This is a genomic window from Thalassotalea sp. 1_MG-2023, assembly GCF_030546745.1.
Classification (GTDB): domain Bacteria; phylum Pseudomonadota; class Gammaproteobacteria; order Enterobacterales; family Alteromonadaceae; genus Thalassotalea_C.
Map to the genome: position 1 here is coordinate 17,282 of NZ_JAUOPD010000018.1, position 20,560 is coordinate 37,841.

At 38.2% G+C, this 20,560-nt stretch carries 17 protein-coding genes; 3 read left to right on the forward strand and 14 right to left on the reverse strand.

Translation table 11 applies throughout. The features are described from left to right. Positions 1-57 precede the first annotated feature (57 nt). Both Q4489_RS13575 and Q4489_RS13580 read left to right on the forward strand, forming a co-directional pair. Entirely contained in the window at positions 58-231 is a 174-nt protein-coding gene (locus Q4489_RS13575) for a DUF3545 family protein (RefSeq protein ID WP_074497120.1), read from the forward strand. 120 nt (positions 232-351) lie between these two features. Beyond that, positions 352-846, forward strand: coding sequence for a hypothetical protein (locus tag Q4489_RS13580; protein ID WP_303481236.1), 495 nt, complete (start codon positions 352-354; stop codon positions 844-846). Here the strand turns inward: Q4489_RS13580 and Q4489_RS13585 are convergent. The 13 genes from Q4489_RS13585 to Q4489_RS13645 all read right to left on the reverse strand — a co-directional run bounded on the left by Q4489_RS13585 (position 828) and on the right by Q4489_RS13645 (position 17,450). Then, complete coding sequence (locus tag Q4489_RS13585; RefSeq protein WP_303481238.1) at positions 828-1,601, reverse strand: EAL domain-containing protein; 774 nt, start codon at positions 1,599-1,601, stop codon at positions 828-830. The two genes, Q4489_RS13580 and Q4489_RS13585, sit on opposite strands and share 19 nt — an antisense overlap. A 94-nt stretch (positions 1,602-1,695) precedes the next feature. Continuing rightward, a complete protein-coding gene (gene parC / locus Q4489_RS13590; RefSeq protein WP_303481239.1) occupies positions 1,696-4,002 on the reverse strand; it encodes a DNA topoisomerase IV subunit A in 2,307 nt (768 codons plus the stop codon). 221 nt (positions 4,003-4,223) lie between these two features. Next, positions 4,224-5,423: a GGDEF domain-containing protein gene (locus Q4489_RS13595; protein WP_303481241.1), complete on the reverse strand. Its 1,200-nt coding sequence runs from the start codon at positions 5,421-5,423 to the stop codon at positions 4,224-4,226. Further along, entirely contained in the window at positions 5,416-7,344 is a 1,929-nt protein-coding gene (locus Q4489_RS13600; protein WP_303481242.1) for a diguanylate cyclase, read from the reverse strand. Before Q4489_RS13600 ends, Q4489_RS13595 begins: the two co-directional genes overlap by 8 nt. 99 nt (positions 7,345-7,443) lie before the next feature. Continuing rightward, a complete protein-coding gene (locus Q4489_RS13605; RefSeq protein ID WP_303481244.1) occupies positions 7,444-7,851 on the reverse strand; it encodes a VOC family protein in 408 nt (135 codons plus the stop codon). Positions 7,852-7,986: 135 nt separating this feature from the next. Continuing rightward, a complete protein-coding gene (locus Q4489_RS13610; protein WP_303481246.1) occupies positions 7,987-8,697 on the reverse strand; it encodes a copper homeostasis protein CutC in 711 nt (236 codons plus the stop codon). Continuing rightward, positions 8,690-9,676: an HD-GYP domain-containing protein gene (locus Q4489_RS13615; protein WP_303481247.1), complete on the reverse strand. Its 987-nt coding sequence runs from the start codon at positions 9,674-9,676 to the stop codon at positions 8,690-8,692. The genes Q4489_RS13610 and Q4489_RS13615 overlap by 8 nt, the downstream gene beginning before the upstream one ends. An 11-nt stretch (positions 9,677-9,687) precedes the next feature. Beyond that, positions 9,688-13,008, reverse strand: a complete 3,321-nt coding sequence (locus tag Q4489_RS13620) for an MHYT domain-containing protein (protein ID WP_303481249.1) — start codon at positions 13,006-13,008, stop codon at positions 9,688-9,690. A 71-nt stretch (positions 13,009-13,079) separates the two neighbouring features. Continuing rightward, on the reverse strand, positions 13,080-14,969 hold the full coding sequence (gene parE / locus Q4489_RS13625) for a DNA topoisomerase IV subunit B (RefSeq protein WP_074497097.1): 1,890 nt from the start codon (positions 14,967-14,969) through the stop codon (positions 13,080-13,082). A gap of 37 nt (positions 14,970-15,006) precedes the next feature. Next, entirely contained in the window at positions 15,007-15,582 is a 576-nt protein-coding gene (locus Q4489_RS13630) for a YqiA/YcfP family alpha/beta fold hydrolase (RefSeq protein ID WP_303481250.1), read from the reverse strand. Positions 15,583-15,586: 4 nt separating this feature from the next. Beyond that, entirely contained in the window at positions 15,587-16,333 is a 747-nt protein-coding gene (locus Q4489_RS13635) for a metallophosphoesterase (protein WP_303481252.1), read from the reverse strand. A gap of 15 nt (positions 16,334-16,348) precedes the next feature. Next, the gene (locus Q4489_RS13640) at positions 16,349-16,798 is read right to left on the reverse strand and encodes a DUF1249 domain-containing protein (protein ID WP_303481253.1); all 450 of its coding nucleotides are present in this window, start codon (positions 16,796-16,798) and stop codon (positions 16,349-16,351) included. Positions 16,799-16,823: 25 nt separating this feature from the next. Then, positions 16,824-17,450: an NUDIX domain-containing protein gene (locus tag Q4489_RS13645; protein WP_303481254.1), complete on the reverse strand. Its 627-nt coding sequence runs from the start codon at positions 17,448-17,450 to the stop codon at positions 16,824-16,826. 179 nt (positions 17,451-17,629) lie between these two features. Between Q4489_RS13645 and tolC the strand changes: the two genes are divergently transcribed. Beyond that, positions 17,630-19,006, forward strand: coding sequence for an outer membrane channel protein TolC (tolC, locus tag Q4489_RS13650; protein WP_303481255.1), 1,377 nt, complete (start codon positions 17,630-17,632; stop codon positions 19,004-19,006). A 99-nt stretch (positions 19,007-19,105) separates the two neighbouring features. Here tolC and hldE read toward each other — a convergent pair whose 3' ends face one another. Continuing rightward, positions 19,106-20,533, reverse strand: a complete 1,428-nt coding sequence (hldE, locus tag Q4489_RS13655) for a bifunctional D-glycero-beta-D-manno-heptose-7-phosphate kinase/D-glycero-beta-D-manno-heptose 1-phosphate adenylyltransferase HldE (RefSeq protein ID WP_303481257.1) — start codon at positions 20,531-20,533, stop codon at positions 19,106-19,108. Positions 20,534-20,560: the final 27 nt, after the last annotated feature.

Genomic DNA, 20,560 nt, shown 5'->3' on the forward strand with positions numbered 1-20,560 from the left:
TTTATATAACAGAGTATGGTATTAAAAACATGCTGTTGTAGAAAAAAGGAGCATTCCATGAATAACGTAGAACAAATATTGGACTCACTAAGTAAGCAACCTAAGGCGTCAACATCAAGCAACAAAAAGCGAAAATGGCGAGAAATAGAACAAATAAAAGAAAGATTCCAACTCGAAAAAGAACTCAAAGAATACGAGGATTCACTTGAGTATATGTTGGATGAGTTTTAACGAACACAAGCCATTACACAAAACCCAGTTTCGACTGGGTTTTTTATTAGGGTTTGTTGATCAATATCGGAGTTAATTATTAAAGGCCTTGGCAATACAAATGCAGCAATAAATGTTTATGTGGAATCAACTCCTAATATTGATAAATATCTTGAACAATCCACTTGCCGCTTTATAGAATTAGATGAGATTAACGCTATTGGCCAGCAAGCAGGAAATGGCTGGAGAAAAGTGTTTAATGTGTACGCAAAGTTTATCTATGAATTATCGATTCATGAAGCTCACCCTTTTAAAAGCTGGCAACAATTCCGTGATAAACAATTATTGCAAGCAGGATCATCGTTATGCCTTTGGCTTTCATGCTCAGCTGAACAGTTAAATAGCAACCTTAACAAAAGCAACTCTATTCATATAGTTATGGGCAAAGGGTATGCAAGTAAACTATCACTAGCAGAACAATGTTTTTGGTTGAGTGAAGACTTTGCCATCAATAGTAAGCAACATCTAATCATTTGCCCTTATTTTGACTATAGGCAACTGACTAATGAAAAAATCACTTATTTATGCCAGTTGCTGAAACAATCGTTTCCTGATTTTTATAAAGCACTCAGTTGATATAAATTATCACTAAGCAACCATGTAGGATAAACTTGACTAGGTTCACTCGCAGGCATTGCAAGGTAGTATCCTTGGGCAAAACGCATACCTAAGCTACGTAAAAGAGTAAACTCTTGATGATTTTCAATACCTTCGACAATAACTTCAGCATCGGCAGACTTTGCTAACTCAAAAATAGCAGTAAGAAATTTTCGCTTAAAGCTATCTTGATGACAGTTTTCAACAAAGTAACGATCAACTTTTACAATATTAGGTCGTAATAAGCTCCACATTTTTAAACCAGAATAACCTGCGCCTAGATCATCAATAGCCACATCAAAGCCAAATTGACGATATTTTTCTAATGCCTGTTTTAACATCGTCGCATTTGGATAAGGATACTTTTCACTTAATTCAATAACAATTTGATGACAATTTAACCCTGCTAATTCAACTAACTTTATTGTTTCCCCTTGAGGGTGAGCCTTATCAAGTAGTACTAACGGACTAATATTAAGAAATAGCTTTCCTTTAAGCCCTAATTGAACAAACCTTTTGATAGCAATATCACGACAAAGAATTTCAAGCTCCGATAATAATCCAAAGTCAGTCGCACATTGGAATAAACGATCCGGAGCATGCAATGCACTATCTTTAGGCCCCCTGGTTAATGCTTCGTACCCAAGAATGGATTTATTTTGAACATCAAATATCGGCTGAAAAACAGTGGTTACTGCTTTGTTCTTAATTATTTTTTCAATTTCTCTATACACTAGAATCTCCTTACCAGTGCATAGTAGGCGCTGTGCATGACATTTTTATGACAAACACAACACCTTTATTGTTGTTTTACGAACAACAGCTCATTTATGGTTCTTCACTATTTAAATTTTCTGAACCTTCAGTTGCTGTTTCCACATGTGCCGATTCAATATCTATGCGGTCAACACGTTGCAAGCCTCTTGGTAATTTATTACCTCGGCGACCTCTTTCCCCACGATAATGAGTAATATCGGTTGCTTTTAAGGTTAACTTACGTTTACCAGCGTGAAGTGTTACAGCGTCACCTTCTGCGATAATTTCAATAAGGGTAACAAACTCTTCTCTTGCTTTAGCACGTGCTGAAGCAATATTTATAATTTTATTGCCTTTTCCTTTACTTAATACGGGTAAGTCTTTCACTGGAAAAACCAACATACGGCCTTCAGATGTAATAGTTAGCACTAAAGAAGACTCGAAATTATTAATCGGCTTAGGTGATAAAACCTTAGCATTACTTGGCAAACTTAGCAGCGCTTTACCATTTTTATTCCGGCTGACCATGTCAGAAAATTTACCTACGAAACCATAGCCGGCATCGCTACTTAACAGGTAGCTACTTTCATCATCAGCCATAACGGTTTGTTCGAAGTTCTCTCCTGTTGGTAGATTAAAGCGACCGGTTAGCGGCTCTCCTTGACTACGAGCTGTGGGCAAAGAGTGGGCATCTGTTGCGTATGCCCGCCCAGTTGAATCTATGAATACTACCGGGCGGTTGCTTCTACCGCGAGCAGAACACAAGAAAGTATCACCAGCTTTATAACTCATCGCCTCAGGGTCGATATCATGGCCTTTTGCACATCTTGCCCAGCCCTTTTCTGAAATCACTACAGTAACAGGTTCACTTGGTACTAAATCTTTTTCTGACAACGCTTTAGCTTCTGTACGCTCAACAATTGTTGAACGACGCTCATCACCGTACTTCTCAGCAGCTGCAAGTATTTCCTTTTTCAGTAACGTATTCATTCTCGCTTTAGAATTAAGCGTTTTTTCTAAGTATTCTCGTTCTTTGTTTAGTTCGTCTTGTTCCGCTCTTATTTTAATTTCTTCTAATTTGGCGAGTTGACGTAGTTTAATTTCCAAAATCGCTTCAGCTTGGCGCTCAGATAGCGAAAAGCGAGAAATCAACTCAGCTTTTGGATCATCAAAGTTTCTAATGATCTCAATAACTTCATCAATATTTAAATAAGCGATTAATAAACCTTCAAGAAGATGTAACCTTGCTAATACTTTATCTAAACGGTATTGCAATCTTCTGGTGACGGTTTCACGCCTATAAACTAGCCACTCTGACAAAATGTCACGTAAATTTTTAACCGCAGGCTTACCGTCTAAGCCAATCATGTTGAGGTTTACACGATAGTTTTTTTCTAAATCAGTCGTGGCAAATAAATGTTGCATTAACTGTTCAATATCAACACGATTAGAACGGGGTACAACAACTAGTCGCACTGGGTTTTCATGATCAGATTCATCACGTAGGTCAACAACCATCGGCAGTTTTTTCGCTGTCATTTGTGCTGCTATTTGCTCTAAGACTTTTCCGCCCGAAGCTTGGTGAGGCAATGCGGTGATCACAACTTCACCATGTTCAATATCATAAACGGCACGCATTTTAATACTACCGCGGCCTGTTTGATAAATTTTTTCAATGTCAGATTTTGGCGTTATAATTTCAGCGTCGGTTGGATAATCAGGGCCTTTTACGTGTTCAAGTAATTCATGTAGTTCTGTTTTAGGAGCTTCAAGCAGTTGAACACAGGCACTAGATATTTCACGGACATTATGAGGAGGTATATCGGTCGCCATACCCACCGCAATCCCAGTAATACCATTTAACAAAATATGAGGTAAACGCGCAGGTAACGTTTTTGGCTCTTTCATAGTGCCGTCAAAGTTAGGCACCCAATCTACCGTACCCTGCCCCAATTCAGCTAAAAGTACTTCACTAAATCGTGAAAGCCGCGCTTCGGTATATCGCATAGCGGCAAAAGATTTAGGATCATCTGGAGCACCCCAGTTTCCTTGTCCATCGACCAATGGATATCGGTATGAAAATGGTTGAGCCATTAACACCATGGCTTCATAACACGCAGAGTCACCATGAGGGTGAAATTTACCCAACACATCACCTACGGTTCTCGCTGATTTTTTATATTTAGCAACGGCCGATAATCCTAGCTCTGACATTGCGTATACAATTCGTCGCTGTACTGGTTTCAAGCCATCGCCAATATGCGGCAATGCACGATCCATGATGACATACATGGAATAATTTAAGTAAGCTTCTTCAGTAAACTGTCTTAACGGACGTTGTTCTATTCCGTCTAAACTATAATCAAGCGCATCAGACATTCATCTTTCCCAAAATTTGCTAAATACTGTTAGGTATCAATAGCAATAATTACTCGTATATTGTTTTTTTCATCTTAAAAAAGTTAAGTTGTTACATAACTTCAACTCCCCTTCGTAGCTTAGCGAATTATTGCACGGGAAAAAACTGTTTGTTGTATATATTTTGAAATACAGTAAACCGCTTATTCGCTAACGATCGACGGGTTATGTAAGCTCAGTTTTCATTGACAAACTTGATTACGACCTGAGGTTTTAGCTCGATACATTGCTTCATCAGCTGCATGCAATAACTGATCAAAGTCTTTATTCGTCGGAGACAATGCTGCCACACCAATACTGATGGTTACGTTAATATTATCAGTCGCTTGATCTTCTGGCTCAAAGACGTGTTGTTGTACTTTTTCCTTCAATCGTTCAGCTATTGCTTTGGCTTCTTTTAATTCTGTTTGCGGTAAGATAATGGCATACTCTTCGCCACCAATTCGTGAAAAAATATCTTTCGCTCTCAATGTTTCTTTTGCCAAATTAGCCACAGCAACGATCACTCTGTCTCCGGCATCATGCCCATAGGTATCGTTAATATGTTTAAAATGATCTATATCAAGCATCATTACACATAGCGGAGCTTGTTTTTGTTGATGTTCTTGTAAAAGCAATACTCCTTGTTTAAACAATACACGACGATTGTATAATCCAGTTAAACTATCCGTTTTTGCAAGGTACTTTAACGTTGCTCTTATTTTTAGTTGCCTAATAAGCAACACTAAAATAATGAATGCGGTTACCATTAAAATAGCTAAGTTACGTTGTTGTGATTCGCGTCGCTTCGTTGCCTCAGCCAATTGTAGAGACTTTAACTTTTGTTCGTTTTCGAGCAACTCATTTTCTTTAATTTTCAAATCAGTCGCATATTTTTCATTCAAACTTGCAATGCGTATTTTTTGTAATACTGAACGATTCTTCTTCCTTTTTTCTAAGTAATGCTTTTTTTCATCATAGGCAAGTTTATATTGTCCTTGACGTTGATAAATTTCAGCTAACAAAAAGTGAATATGCGAGAAATTTTCAGTATTAAGTTGAGCGGTATCCATTTTCTCTTCAAATGAAAGTGCTTGTGTTAATTCTGTGACACTGAGCGCTAATGCACCTTCTTGCTTATGAATATAAGCACTTACCATTAACATCAAATACTTTTCTGCAATATTGAAGGTGCTTTCTTGTGACTGTAATCGTTGAAAAATAGTCGTTATATCTCCCTCTTTTTTTCGCACTTTTTCAACTAAATCACTTATTCTGTCATCAACTGGCAACGTTTGCTGCTGCGTTAGTAACTTACTTTCGCTGCGTTCTTGTGGAAATGCTTCGATATTAGTGCTGAAAAAAAGCAACAATAAAAGGTAATAAATGTGCATGTTATTCATCGCAAAACACCTTATCCTTCCCTTGATGTTTTGCTTTATAAAGCAACTGATCCGCTTTTTTCAGTAATGTTTGGCTACTGGTATAATTGCCTTGATGTAAACTCACTACGCCAATACTTAAAGTAATTGTGGCAGTTCTGTTGTGCTCCCACGTGCTTTCTGCCACTTGTTTTCGTAAACGTTCAGCAATAGTATTTACCTGTGAAGATGCTACACCAGGTAACACGGCAATAAACTCTTCGCCACCATAGCGCCCAAAAGTATCAGTTTCACGCATTAACGCTTGACCAATTAATGCGATTCTAGCTAATACTTGATCACCGACTTTATGCCCGAATTGATCATTAATTTTTTTAAAGTCATCAATATCAACCATAAACAGGCTAAGTGGTGTACCTTGTTCTGTGGCGGTGTGAAACGCTTTCTCTACCTGCTCAATAATATGGCGGCGATTAGCTACGCCTGTTAAAGAGTCTGTTCGAGTTGCATGTAACAGTTTACGTTGTCCAGAGGCGATTTTAATTAATATCCAGCCTAATATTAATGCCACAATACCAAAGAACACAATGAACCATTGACGGTTTTCTACCGTTCGTTGAGTTTCACTCAACATTAGCGCCTGCACACTTTCTTTTTGTTCTAACAGTTGCTTTTCTAAATCAGCTTGTTGGCTTTCATAGCGCATGCGTAAATCTTCTACTTCATCAACGTTACTTTGTTCAAGTAAGTGTGTTACAAATTCAATTAATAAATTTTGTGCTTCATTGGCGTCTTTATATTGTTTTAACTGGTAATGCAATTCACCTTTTAAATATAAAAAATCCAGTTTAGCATTATTGGCTACCGTGTTCTGCTCACTGTTTTTATAACGTTTTATATGTTCACTTGCCCTATTTAAGGCTATAAGCGCTTCTTGAAATCGCTCAAGCTCAAAAAATAAATAAGCTTGGTTTAAAGCATGATTAATAGGAATATTAGCTTGTTCAGCATCTTCTAAATATTTAGTGGCCATACGCATATATTGGTATGATGCTTCTGAGTTTTTATCCTTCTTTCTAGCATGTGCCCATGCTAAACCAACATAAACGGATGCAATTAATTCGTTATTCCTAATTTTATCAACGTCTGACAGTAGTTCTTGATAGGTTTCTATAGCATTTTCATACTGCTCTGTTGAAGAATAGTGTTGGGCAATATTACGTATAGTGTTATAAACATATTGGTGCTTACCGGCATCAATGTAATGTTGCTTAGCTTTTTGATAAAAAATCAGTGATTTATCTTTTTGATTGATAAAATCATATAAAATACCTAACTCATTGTTAATAAAACCTAATAATTCGCTTTCTTTAATTTTATTCGCAATTGCTAAAGCATCATTAAACATGATTAATGCACGATCAAATTTTTCCATTAGATAATCAAGCGCACCTAGATTGATTAAACCCATAGCAACAAATTTTTGATTTTTTAGGGAATTAGCAACTTCAAAACCATTCAAATAATCTTGTCTTGCGCTTGTAAAATCTCCTAAGCTTTCGAGTGAAAAACCGCGGGCGTATAAAAGTTCGGTTGTGACAATACTCGGGTTTGATAATTTTCTCGCAAGTTTTAATGCTTTATCGGCAACCTCTTTCGCCTGTTGGTACTGCGCTTGATCCACAAAGAGTTCTGTTTGTAATTTGTAGAAAACTAATTGCTGTTCAATAGAAAGCGTATGCAAATGCGATATTTGTTTTTCAAGCTCATAATAGGCTTCGGTAGGATCTTCGTCTTTTAATTGTTCAATTTTCGCAACAAATTTATCAAAACTCGCTGAATCCAACATTTCATCAGCATTTACTTTACAAAAATTTAACAAAAAAAGTAAGAAAACTAAGCTGCTAATTTTGACATAATTAAATGTAAATTGATCAGACAACTTTCTTTCCTTAAATAGAAAACTTAATGAAATAATATTCACGTGAATTAACAGAGATTGTTAATATGTAAACAATATGGCGTATATTCACTTTCAATATCACTTTTTATCGAGGCGCCAATAACTTGCTTCTATTTTGTTACCATCATGGTCAATAATAAAACAACCATAGTAAGGCTCGCCATATTCAATTCTACCACCCGGTTTTCCATTACACTTACCACCTAAAGACAACGCTATGGCGTAAAATTGGTCAACTTGTTCCATCGATGTTGCGACAAAACCAAAATGAACGCCATTACCAAATGATGCCAATTTTTTATCAAAGGGTTGCTGCACCCAAAACTCTGGGTATCCCTTACCAAAGGCGATAGCATGTTCATATGAACTCACTAATTCTATACCTAAAACAGCTAAAATCGGTTGATAAAATGTTTTCGCGCGCTGTAAATCATTTGTGCCGATAGAGGCGTGACAAATGCTTCGGTTAACTCTATGTTCAATCATCTCGAATGTTTACAATTATAAATAGATTAAATCGTCCCTAAAAAGTGAGAACGTTACGGTTTAATAGAACTTAAATGATTAACAATAATGTAAATAACGAGTTAGTGAAAGGTTTTTTGTGATAAAACAATCGTTTTAATGTTGTAAATGTTTGATTGCTAGCGCGTCAATAAGGTCGTTATTTAAGACACCTGAATAACTATGGAAGCTAACTCGTGCATTGCCAAGTGAAAGCTGACGAGTAATTGCTGAGATATTATTGGCTGAGACCCCTCCAGCTATCACAACTTCTATGTGTTCACCCGCCAAGGAAAGATACCGATTGATATTATTGATGCCATCAAGTGCATTACCTTTTGTTTTCCATGCAACACCAGACGTTAACACACGATCAAACGCTAAATCCTTTAATTGTGCTAGTGCGGTTTCTCGTTCCAATATGGCATCAAAAGCACGATGGAAAGTTGTTTTTAATGATAACTTCTTTGTTGTGTAGAGCAACATTTGACAAGCATTTAGGTTTATTTGCTGCTGATGGTCAACCACGCCAAAAACTACTCCATCAGCGCCACATTCTTTAGCTTGTATGATTTGCTCGTTCATTGTAATCAGTTCATCGACAAAATAATTAAAATCTCCCGCTCTAGGGCGTATCATTACCATGAGCTCGCCACTTGGAAAGTTTTGTCGAGTAATTCTGATTGCTTCAAAACTAGGGGTCAAACCATCTACATGCATATCAGCACATAATTCGATTCTATCGACACCTGCTTTGTTACATATTTTCGCATTTTGTGCCAAGACAGTTAAATTGTCGGCATCAAGACAAACTTCAATACTATTCATCTTGATATTGCTGCTTAATTGCGAGTACTTTATCAAGTTCTTGATCTAGTAATTCAACGAGCTTAGGCTCAAAGTGTTTACCTTTTTGCTCTCTAATAAAGCTCATAGTTTCGTCGATGCTCCAAGCATCTTTATAAGGTCGTTTACTCGTTAGTGCATCAAAGACATCGGCTAATGCAACAATACGTCCTTCGATAGGAATATCTTCACCTTTTAATCCGTTTGGATAACCACTACCATCCCATTTTTCGTGGTGGGTTAAGGCCACCACTTTTGCAAGACTAATTAACTCAGAGTCATCTTCACCTAAAATTTCAACACCGATTTGAGGATGAGTTTTCATAATGGTAAATTCTTCATCGGTTAATTTACCTGGTTTTAGCATGATATGATCTGGTATACCTATTTTGCCAACATCATGCATAGGGGCAGTGTGTAAAAGCATGTCAGCGTTAGCTTCACTGAACCCATATGCTAAAGCAATTATTTTTGAGTAATGGCTCATACGAACCACATGCATACCTGTTTCGTTATCTTTAAACTCTGACGCTCGCCCCAAGCGTTGAATTATTTGTAAGCGTGTTTCTTTTAATTCTTCAGCATTCACTAATGATAAATGGGTAGCAACCCTTGCTCTGACAACTGCAGATGAAACCGGTTTTGTAATGTAGTCAACAGCGCCAATCTCAAAACCTTGTGTTTCATCTGTTTCATGATTTAACGCCGTGACAAATATAACGGGAATTTTTCTCGTAAGCTCTGCTTCTTTTAGTTGCTTACAAACATCAAAACCCGTCAAATCAGGCATCATAATATCAAGTAAAATTAAATTTGGTTGTTTACTTACTGCTAATCTAAGTGCTTCTTCACCACTTTTAGCAAATACCAAACGATAATCTTGATGTAAAATTTGTTTCAGTACCCGCAAATTGGCAGGTTCATCATCAACAACTAAAATTAATGGTCTATTATCTTGCATGTTTCTATACCTTAACGATTAGCCATTCGATTTAATACATCTTCAATCAATGCGACAGCTTGTGTAAATTCAAAATCGTTAATCGATTGATTAATTGCATTAAGCTCAGACTGAAAACACTGCTCTTCTTGAATGTCGGTGATTTTAAGTAGCGCCTGTTCATCTATTTCATTTTGCTGCGCAGCAGCTTTTAATGTTTGCAATGTATCAATAAGTTCTTCTGCATTGCCAAGATTACCTTCTGTGGAAGCTACCGCATTCCCTTCCTGCTCTACTTCAGCTTTTACCGCATCAAACATCGCTTGAATAGCATCAATAACAGGGGCGCTTTGTGCCGGATGGCTAGTAATGATTGCTTCTAACTTTTCTAAATGACGCATTAAACTAATTAAAGATAAGTTACCGCAAACGCCTTTTAGCTTATGTGCGAGTGCTTTTAACTCTTGCCAACTTTGTGCTTCGCATAGTGGCGTTAACAACGTAAAATCTTCTGGGTATTGCTGGGTGAACTTGACCAGTTCTTGATAATATCCTTCTTTAGAACCCCACAAGGCAACCCCCTTTTTCTCATCAATAAGCTTACCTAATGCTTCTTCTGGTTCTGTTATATCTGGTTGATAAGTCTCAACACCTAACACGCGAGCGGCCTCATTAAACAATGCAAAAATATCAACAGGTTTATTGGCAAAACCATCCATACCAGCATTTTTTGCAGCAACACGATCGTCGTCTAAAACACTAGCGGTAAAGGCAATAATAGGAATATGATCAAGCCCTTCTTCTTGCTCTACTTTTCGTCGCTCTCTTGCTGCGGTTAAACCATCCATGATAGGCATTTGAACATCCATAATCACTAGGTCTAGATTGGTTTCTGCTGCCATGCGAATTAACGCTTGTTGGCCATCTCGAGCTGTTAAAACCGTATGGCCTTCTCGCTCTAATAGAACAGAAAGTAAATCAATATTTTGCTGAATATCATCAACAACTAAAATTGTCATCGGTGGTAACTTTATACGTTCTTGTTTCTGTTCTACAACAAGATTTTTACGCGCTTGGAGAGGAAGAGTAAACCTGAAGGTACTGCCTTTATTTTCTTCACTTGTCGCGCTAATTTTACCCCCCATTAACTCTACAAGTTGTTTACTAATAGTTGTTCCAAGCCCTGTTCCACCAAAGCGACGACTCATTGAAGCGTCTGCTTGAGTAAAGGGATCGAATACCGCAGAAAGTTGTGATTTACTCATACCTATTCCACTATCTTCAATCACAAATTCAATGTTGTTTTCTTGTGCTGGTGATACGGTAATTTTCACATAGCCCTGTTGCGTAAATTTAACGGCATTACTCACTAAATTGGTGAGTACTTGACGAACTCTTTCTGGAGAACCTGCATATGTTTTCTTTAATTTAGGTGATACGTCAACGGTTAATTCAAGCCCTTTACTTCTTGCTTGTAACCATAACGTAGAGACCACTTCGTCGACTTCTTGAATTAAAGAAAAGTCACGAATTTCGAGATCCAGTTTTCCTTTATCTAACTTCGCACTATCTAAGATATCATTCAATAAATGTAACAAAGATTTAGCAGAGTTATTGATAGTTTTTAAATGACGCTGGGGTTCAGCGGCTAAACCACTTTCTAGTAAAATATCACTGAAGCCAATAATCGCGTTCATTGGTGTACGAATTTCATGGCTCATATTTGCCATAAAGCTTGCTCTTGCAGACGCGGCTTGCTCTGCTGACTCTTTTGCAGTTCTTAGTTCTTCTTCCATGACACGACGTTCGGTGATATCCATAATGAAACCATCAATCCAAGTTTCATTTTTTTCTTCACCTTGCACATGACGTCCCTGCCCTATCATCCAACGAATATCACCGCTTCGAGTAACGATACGATATTCAATATTAAATGCGCCACCAAGAGCAATTTCTGCTGTCACATTATCAATATCGTCGGGGTGAACTAGTTCTGACAAACGTCGTTTAGGAGAAGGCAATAAAAAATCTTCCGGTGGGTACCCGGTGATATCTTCAACAGCATCACTAATAAAAATCATTGGCCGGCCAGGCACATTTTTACATCGATAAGCGATGCCAGAAATATTGGTAATTAACGAACGATATTTTTCTTCATTTTCACGTAACGCTCTCTCCATGCGTATACGAGGTCTGATATCAGAAATAAACGCAACAAAAAAATCATTGGTGCTTAATTTAACGTGTCCTATGCCAAGGCGAATTGCAACACCGCTACCATCTTTATGTACTGCTTCTACTTCGCGGCCTTTACCAATAATATTTGCTTCGCCAGTCGCTAAGTACCGCTGAATATAATTATCATGTTGCTCATGATACGGTGAAGGCACAATAACTTTTACGTTCTGTCCAATGAGCTCCGTCGATGTCCAGCCCAATAACTGTTCAGTCGCTTGATTGATACTTAATATAGTGCCTGTGCTATCTATACTAATAATGCCATCAACCGCGGTATCCATCATGGCACGCATACGATGTTCGCTTTCAGCTGCCTTTCTTGAAATATCTTTATAACGATAAATCATGTTTAGTCCTAACACTAAACAGATGATCACAATAGTAGTAATTGAAATGCCTAGCGCTAAGTAAATTGATATTTCAGATGTTTGCTTGCTTAACTCAAGCCCTGGTGGCCTAACAAACCGTGCTGCTGCCATGCCAGTGTAATGCATTCCTGTTATCGCACAGCCCATCACGATACTTGCCCACAAATGAGGGTGCCACCACGTAAACCCTTTATTGCGTAATAACGTTAATCCAAAATAAATCCATAAAGACAGCATTGCCAACGTAACAGCAACTACTATCGATAAGGCAAACATCCATGGTTCATAGCGCAATAATGGAGCCATCTCCATCGCTGCCATACCGGAGTAATGCATGGTGCCTATCCCTGCTCCCACCAAAACGCCACCGATTAATAATGATAAAAAGCCTTTTCTGTGACTATTAATATAATTTAGTGCAACCCATGAAGCGAAAATGCCTGGTAGCATAGAAAGAAAGGTAATTAATCCGTCATATTCAACCGTTGTACATAAATCAAAAGCGAGCATACCGATAAAGTGCATACTCCATATACCACCACCTAACGCAACGCTGCCTATTCCAAGCATGCTGTGTCGACGTAATGCTGATACTTTACCCTTTGCTTGAGCTGCAACCTGTAACCCCATAAAAGAGGCAAATATTGCAATAAAAATGGAAAGAGCTACCAGCCATGGATTATAATTACCATAAATCAAAATACTGTCGGCTGAGATTGTAAACTGCTCAATTACCCAATCTAACATACATCAAAACTCCAAAATTAAACGACCTTATAAGCCGTAAAATGCTTCACGATGCATTTCTACAAAGCAAATTAAATAACTTCTACTCGATCGCCGTGTTCTTGCAACCATTCTTTTCTATCGCCACTACGCTTTTTCGACAAGAGCATGTCCATAATTTCCATTGTCGCGTCAAATTCATCAACCGTGAGCTGCACTAACCGTCGAGTGTTTGGATCCATAGTCGTTTCACGTAATTGTAAAGGGTTCATTTCGCCTAGCCCTTTAAAACGTTGAACGTTAACTTTACCGCGTTTTTTCTCAGCCTCAATACGATCTAAAATTCCATTTTTTTCATCTTCATCGAGCGCATAATACACTTCTTTACCCACATCAACGCGATATAAGGGTGGCATAGCAACATACACATGGCCTGCTTGCACTAATGGTAAAAAATGTTGAGTAAACAGCGCGCACAGAAGTGTGGCAATATGTAACCCATCTGAATCAGCGTCGGCAAGAATACATATTTTGCCATAACGCAACCCTGATAAATCGTCACTGTCAGGGTCAATACCTAACGCCACAGATATGTCGTGTACCTCTTGAGAAGCTAAAATTTGACCAGAATCAACCTCCCAGGTATTTAATATTTTACCGCGCAAAGGCATGATTGCTTGAAATTCTCGATCGCGTGCTTGCTTTGCACTGCCTCCTGCAGAGTCACCTTCAACTAAAAATAATTCGCTTCGTGTAGAGTCTTGGCTACCACAATCCGTTAGTTTGCCAGGCAAAGCCGGCCCTTGTGTTACTTTCTTACGTACTATTTTTTTAGCAGCCTTTAAACGTCTTTGTGCATTTGAAATACAGAATTCAGCTAATGCTTCGGCAATTTCAGTATGTTCATTAAGCCACAGGCTAAACGCATCTTTCACAACACCGGTAACAAACGCCGCACATTGTCTGGAAGATAAACGCTCTTTCGTTTGGCCAGCAAATTGTGGATCTTCCATTTTAACAGACAAAATAAAAGCACATTTATCCCAAATATCATCAGGCGTTAGTTTTACGCCTCGAGGAATAAGATTTCTAAATTCACAAAACTCCCGCATAGATTCCAACAAGCCTTGGCGCAGCCCATTTACATGTGTACCACCTTGCACAGTTGGAATTAAATTAACATAGCTTTCTGCGATACCGTCACCGCCTTCAGGTAGCCAAGTAACAGCCCAGTCAGCAGCTTCATTTTGAGAAGAGAAAGTACCGATAAAGGGCTCTTCTGGCAAACTTTCGTAATTTTTTACTGACTCTTTTAGGTAGTCACATAGACCATCTTCATAGCACCACTGGTATTTTTGGTTTTCATTTTTATCGTGGAATTTTATCGTCAGACCAGGACATAAAACAGCTTTCGCTTTTAGCAAATGCACTAATCTACGTACTGAAAATTTAGCTGAATCAAAGTATTTTTCGTCTGGCCAAAACTTTACTCTGGTACCAGTATTACGCCGGCCAACAGTGCCAGTTTCATGTAATTCTTCTACTTTATCACCGTTTTCAAACGCCATTTCAAAAACTTTGCCTTCACGGCGAACAGCAACATCAACACGTTTTGATAACGCGTTAACCACCGAAATACCTACACCGTGTAGACCACCGGAAAATTGATAATTTTTATTGGAAAATTTTCCGCCAGCATGAAGCTTACAAAAAATTAACTCTACGCCACTAACACCTTCTTCTCGGTGAATATCTGTAGGCATTCCGCGACCATCGTCAATAATTTCTAACGATTGATCTTTATCTAAAATCACGGAAATATTTTGGGCATAACCAGCTAGTGCTTCATCAACAGAGTTATCGATAACCTCTTGGCCTAGATGGTTAGGCCGATTAGTATCGGTATACATACCTGGACGGTGACGGACAGGGTCTAGGCCACTAAGTACTTCAATTGATTCGGAGTTATATTGTTCGCTCATAATGGGTTCTAATAATTATTATGACTGTGAGTTGATGTTATTGCAGAGACAAGAATACCATTATTTCAGGTAACATTTTTTGATAATTAACAAAACTGTGATCACCGTTTGCTTGCACAATGATACGGTTACCCTGATATTTTTCTACTGCTTGACGATAATCTAACACTTCATCACCTGTTTGTACCATCATCATATAACGATTTATTGATATTTTTTTGTGATAAAGATCGTGTAATTCATGCATATGTTGTTCAGTCACATCATAAACTTCACCTGTATATGGGTTCTTTTGCACACCAATATAATCATGAAGCAGCTCAAATGGCTTCACCGCAGGATTAATTAATACCGCAGAATAACCATACTTTTCCGCTAAATAAGTAGCAAAATAACCACCTAATGATGATCCCATCAACCCCCATTGTTCATTAGGTTCACTCGCTAAAATTGCTTCACATTGCGCAATAGCAGCTAAAGGTGAACTCGAAATTTGTGGACAATGAAAAATTACATCAATGTTTTTATCATTTATATATTGTTTCGTTAAAATTGCTTTTTCTGATTGAGACGATGAATTAAAGCCATGTAAATATAAAAGATGTTTAGTCATACGTTTAAGATAAGAATACCGCTTCAGTGGTTAGCACATTGTTTGTATCGATTGTAAACAGTCTATATCCAGCCGGTAAGTGACTATTTACTAACGTAGCAGCTGTCTTATCGAATTGAATTGATGTCGCAGGACATGTAAATAAAGGTATGTCATTAACGTCTAACGATAACGTCATGGCATTATGTACATGACCGCATGCAATCGCCTGTATATTATCATATTTAGCCAGAAACTGATTAAAAAATTCGGGGTTTACTAACGGGTGCTTATCAATAAAGTAACCCACGTGTTTCGGATGATGATGCATTAAAATACATTGATACTTTACTGGGTTAATACTCTCGGCTAACCGAGCTGCTTCTTCTGCACTAAATACCCCAGCAGGCGTAGCACTTTTAGTGTTGATTAGTTGTATCTGCCAGTGCGCCAAATCAATTGTTTTTTCATGACAAAATACATCATCAGTAAAGAATTGGCAGAATTTAGCCAACTCATCATGATTACCCGCTAGATAATATACGGGTTTATTCGGCCCATATCGTTTAATTGCTTCGGTGAAGAGCTGATAGGCGCCATCTGAATGATCTTGGGTCAAATCCCCAGTAAATACTATAAAATCAATGGATTGATTGTTTTTTATCTCGATTAACACCTTCACTAAATTGTCATAAACATTCGCGTCATGATGACAAGCTTGACGGTCAGAAAATAAATGACAATCTGAAATTTGCACGAACGATACAGTCAATTTACCACCTTAAGTTTATGACAAAGCAACATGACTTTGACCTAGCTGCAAACTTAATTGCAACCATTCGGTCAGAAACTGATTTATTTGCTCTTTTTCATCAGGCAAGTGCATACGCTTATTCGGGTAGTCATATCGAGGCTTAATTTGTCGCACATCTTGATTTGAAACAACCTCTGCCATGCGGGCGTCATGGTATAAGCGAATGACCATTTTTGGACGTAAAAAAATTGATAAGTCAACACCGTTGATTGTTGCCACTTGCTTTATCGTTACCAAAGAAGTGTAACGAGTCACTTCATTTACCGTTAATTCAAACGAGAGAAAATCAGAAATAAAAAAATGCCGAGACTCACCTTGCTGCTCTTTACCAGCAAGCAACCTTAATAACAGCATATAATTAACCTCACAAATTGTCATCAACGTAGACAACTTAGGGCGATATGGCGCATTTACAGTGCTCATCAGTTAAATTAAACTCCAGCAACACTTACAAGGTTTGATAGTTTAGAGCTAGCCATTGTAACCCAATTATCGTTGCAGCATTAGTGATTTTTCCTTCCGAAAGTAAAGCCATTGCTTGTTCTCTTTTTATCACATGTACCAGAATATCTTCATGTTCTTCATCTAATCCAAAAACACCTCCGATATTTTCACTGTTTACTTTAGCCAAATAGACATGCATCGCCTCACTCATGCCACCAGGGCTCGAAAGATAGGTCATCACTTTTTGCATGTTTTCTGGTGCAATATCAATATTGGCTTCTTCTTTGGCCTCACGTATTGCGACATCCATCGGGGATTCATGTTCTTCAAACATACCGGCAACAAATTCTAACAACCAAGGGTTGCCGCCATAGCGAATAGCCCCAGCTCTAAATTGCTCTATCAAAATGACCTGATCTAGTGCTGGATCATAAGGAATAACAACTACGGCATCATCACGTTCAAATATTTCTCTACTGATCACTTCGCTAACACTACCGTCATATTTTTTATGACTGACTTGGTAGCCATCAATTTTAAAAAAGCCTTGGTATAATGTTTCTTTACTATGTAAAGTATAATCGCTTTGCGTGTAGCCTAATATTGCTGATACTGTATGCTTATGTTTCATTTTGTAAGATTCACTCTATCAAATGTAACGAAATAAATTTTTAGAAATAGTAATAAATATTTTGTTACACTAGAATGCCCTAGTTAACATTTATTCTATTTAGGTTAATCCTATGTCCATGTAGGATAACAACATATTAATAATAAGCACTAATAGCATATCTAAGGAATTGCTTCGACATGAAAAAATCAGTTACCTCGATAATTATCGGCATTGTATGTGCTACAAGTAGCGCGTTTACTTATGCGCAAGATCTATTATCGACTTATGAACTCGCAAAAGCGAATGACCCAGTTGTTCTTAAAGCACAAGCACAATTTAACGCTTCTCAGGAAGGAATAGTACAAGCCCGCTCTTTATTGTTACCACAACTGTCAGCAAACGCGAGCATAACAGCCAGTGAACGTGATAGCCAAAATTACAACAGTGACTTAGGTGGCTTTGGTAGCAACATAACCACAAAAACAGACTCTACTAGTTTTGGTGCTAATTTAAACATGCAGCTATACCATCACGATACTTGGTTAAGACTCGACAACGCGAAAAAAATAGCGCACAGAAGTGATATCTCGTATCAGGTTGCCAAGCAAGATTTGATCATTCGCGTTACAGAAGCATATTTTGGCGTGTTAAGTGCGAAAGATGATTTAGAGTTTGCTAAAGCTGAGAAAAAAGCCATTGAACGACAGTTAGAACAAACAAAACAACGTCATGCCGTTGGTCTAACAGCAGTTACAGCCGTACATGAAGCACAAGCGCAATTTGACAATGCAGTGACAGCAGAGATTCGCGCAGAAAATAATGTGTTTAACGCAGAAGAAGCCTTACGAGTTATCACAAATGTTTACCCTCGCGACATAAATATTCTAAATACTGAACGTTTTAGTGCTTCTCGCCCATCACCAGACAGTGCTAATGAGTGGCAACAAACTGCAGAAGCGAAAAACCTTGACTTAATTATTGAGAAAATCTCAGTGGATATTGCCAAAGAAAGCATTAACATTGCTCGCGCTGGTCATTATCCAACACTCGATTTAAATGGTTCTTATGGTCAAGACAAATCACAATCAGATTTTACTACTGGTGGTGTGACTCAGAGCTTTCCTGAATCGCCTTATAATGACAGCCAATCTATTGGTATTACCTTGAGAGTACCAATCTACTCAGGTGGGGCTACCACAAGTGCGGTAAGACAAGCTCAAGCAAACTATGTTGCAGCAAGCCAAGATCTTCAGCAGGCCCATCGTAATGTCGTTCGTAATGCAAGAAATTCTTACAATACAGTCATTGCTAATGTGTCGAGTATTAAAGCATTACAACAGTCTGTAATTTCTGCTGAAAGTGCATTAAAAGCTACTGAAGCCGGATTTGAAGTGGGTACCCGTACCATTGTTGATGTACTAGACAGTACACGTAATTTATATAACGCTAAGCGTAATTTATCATCAACTCGATATAATTATATTCAAGCAATTTTAAATTTAAAACGTGCTGGTGGCACTATTAGTGAAAAAGACATTACCGCAATTAACCAAGGGTTAAAAACCGCAAGTTAATTATCTATTGAGCAATAAAAAAGCCGATAAACACTGTTTATCGGCTTTTTTATCAGATAGAAACGGCCACCATTAAATACAATAGAGATGTGAGATCTTTTAATCTTCTAAACGAATGGTATTTATTATTTCAGTGGTAGAAATACCTTGTTCGAAATTGAGCACTTTTACCTGCCCACCAGCGGCAATAACTTCTTCACCACCAGCTATTTCTTCTACTTTGTAATCTCCACCTTTCACCAAAATATCCGGTAAAATATTTGCAATCAGCCTTTGTGGAGTATCTTCAGAAAAGGGCACAACCCAATCAACCGACGCTAAACCTGATAATACCGCCATTCTTCGGTCAACGGCATTTACCGGCCGACCTTCACCTTTTAAACGCTTGACCGAGCTGTCATCATTCACTGCAACGATAAGCCTTTCGCCTAATTCAGCTGCATGAGTTAAATATGAAACATGACCTGCATGCAGTAGATCAAAGCAACCATTGGTCATCACAATTTTTTCACCGCGAGCTTTAGCCAATTCTACTGCTATTTTTAACTGCCCCTCAGTGACAACACCAAAACCGCTTTCTTGACCAGATAAAACTGCATTTAATAATTCAGCTTCGCTTACTGTAGAAGTTCCCAACTTACCAACAACAATACCCGCAGCAATATTAGCTAATGCACTTGCTTGAGGTAAATCAGCATCTGCTGCTAAAGCCAGTGCTAACGTTGCTATTACGGTATCACCCGCGCCGGTTACGTCATAAACTTCTTTCGCCTGAGTTGGTAAATGAAATTCTTCATGATTTTGACGAAGTAATGTCATGCCGTGTTCGCTGCGTGTAACTAACATAGCATCTAGGTTCAACGACTGTAGTAACGTTTGTCCTTTAGCAACAATGTCAGCTTCATCTTTACAAGAACCTACAATCGCTTCAAATTCAGCCATGTTAGGGGTAAGCATGGTTGCACCTTGGTATTTGGTAAAATCAGTACCCTTAGGGTCAATAACAACAGGAACATTATATTTTTTCGCCACCTTAATGAGGTGTTCAACATCACTTAATGTACCTTTGGCATAATCTGAAAGTAGTAATACATCATGATCAGCAACAACTGCTTCAACTTGTTGTAATAATGTCGTTTTATTAACAGGGGCCAATGACTGTTCAAAGTCTAACCGCATTAATTGTTGATTTCGGCTCATCACACGCAGTTTCGTAATAGTAGGTATACTGGCATCTTTAGCAAAAAAACAGGATATATCCATTGCCGATAAGCGCGTTTCAATAGATTGCGCTGCTTCATCTTGCCCTGTAATCCCCACAAGTGAGACTTTACCGCCCATAGATGCAATATTCAGTGCCACATTAGCCGCACCGCCAGGTCTGTCTTCATCTTGATTAATATTAACAACAGGGACTGGAGCCTCAGGCGAAATACGCTGTGTAGGCCCATACCAATAGCGATCAAGCATAACATCGCCAACTACTAAAACACGTGCTTTGTTAAAAGCGGGAATATCTACTTTCATCCTGCATTCCATAACAGATATAATATC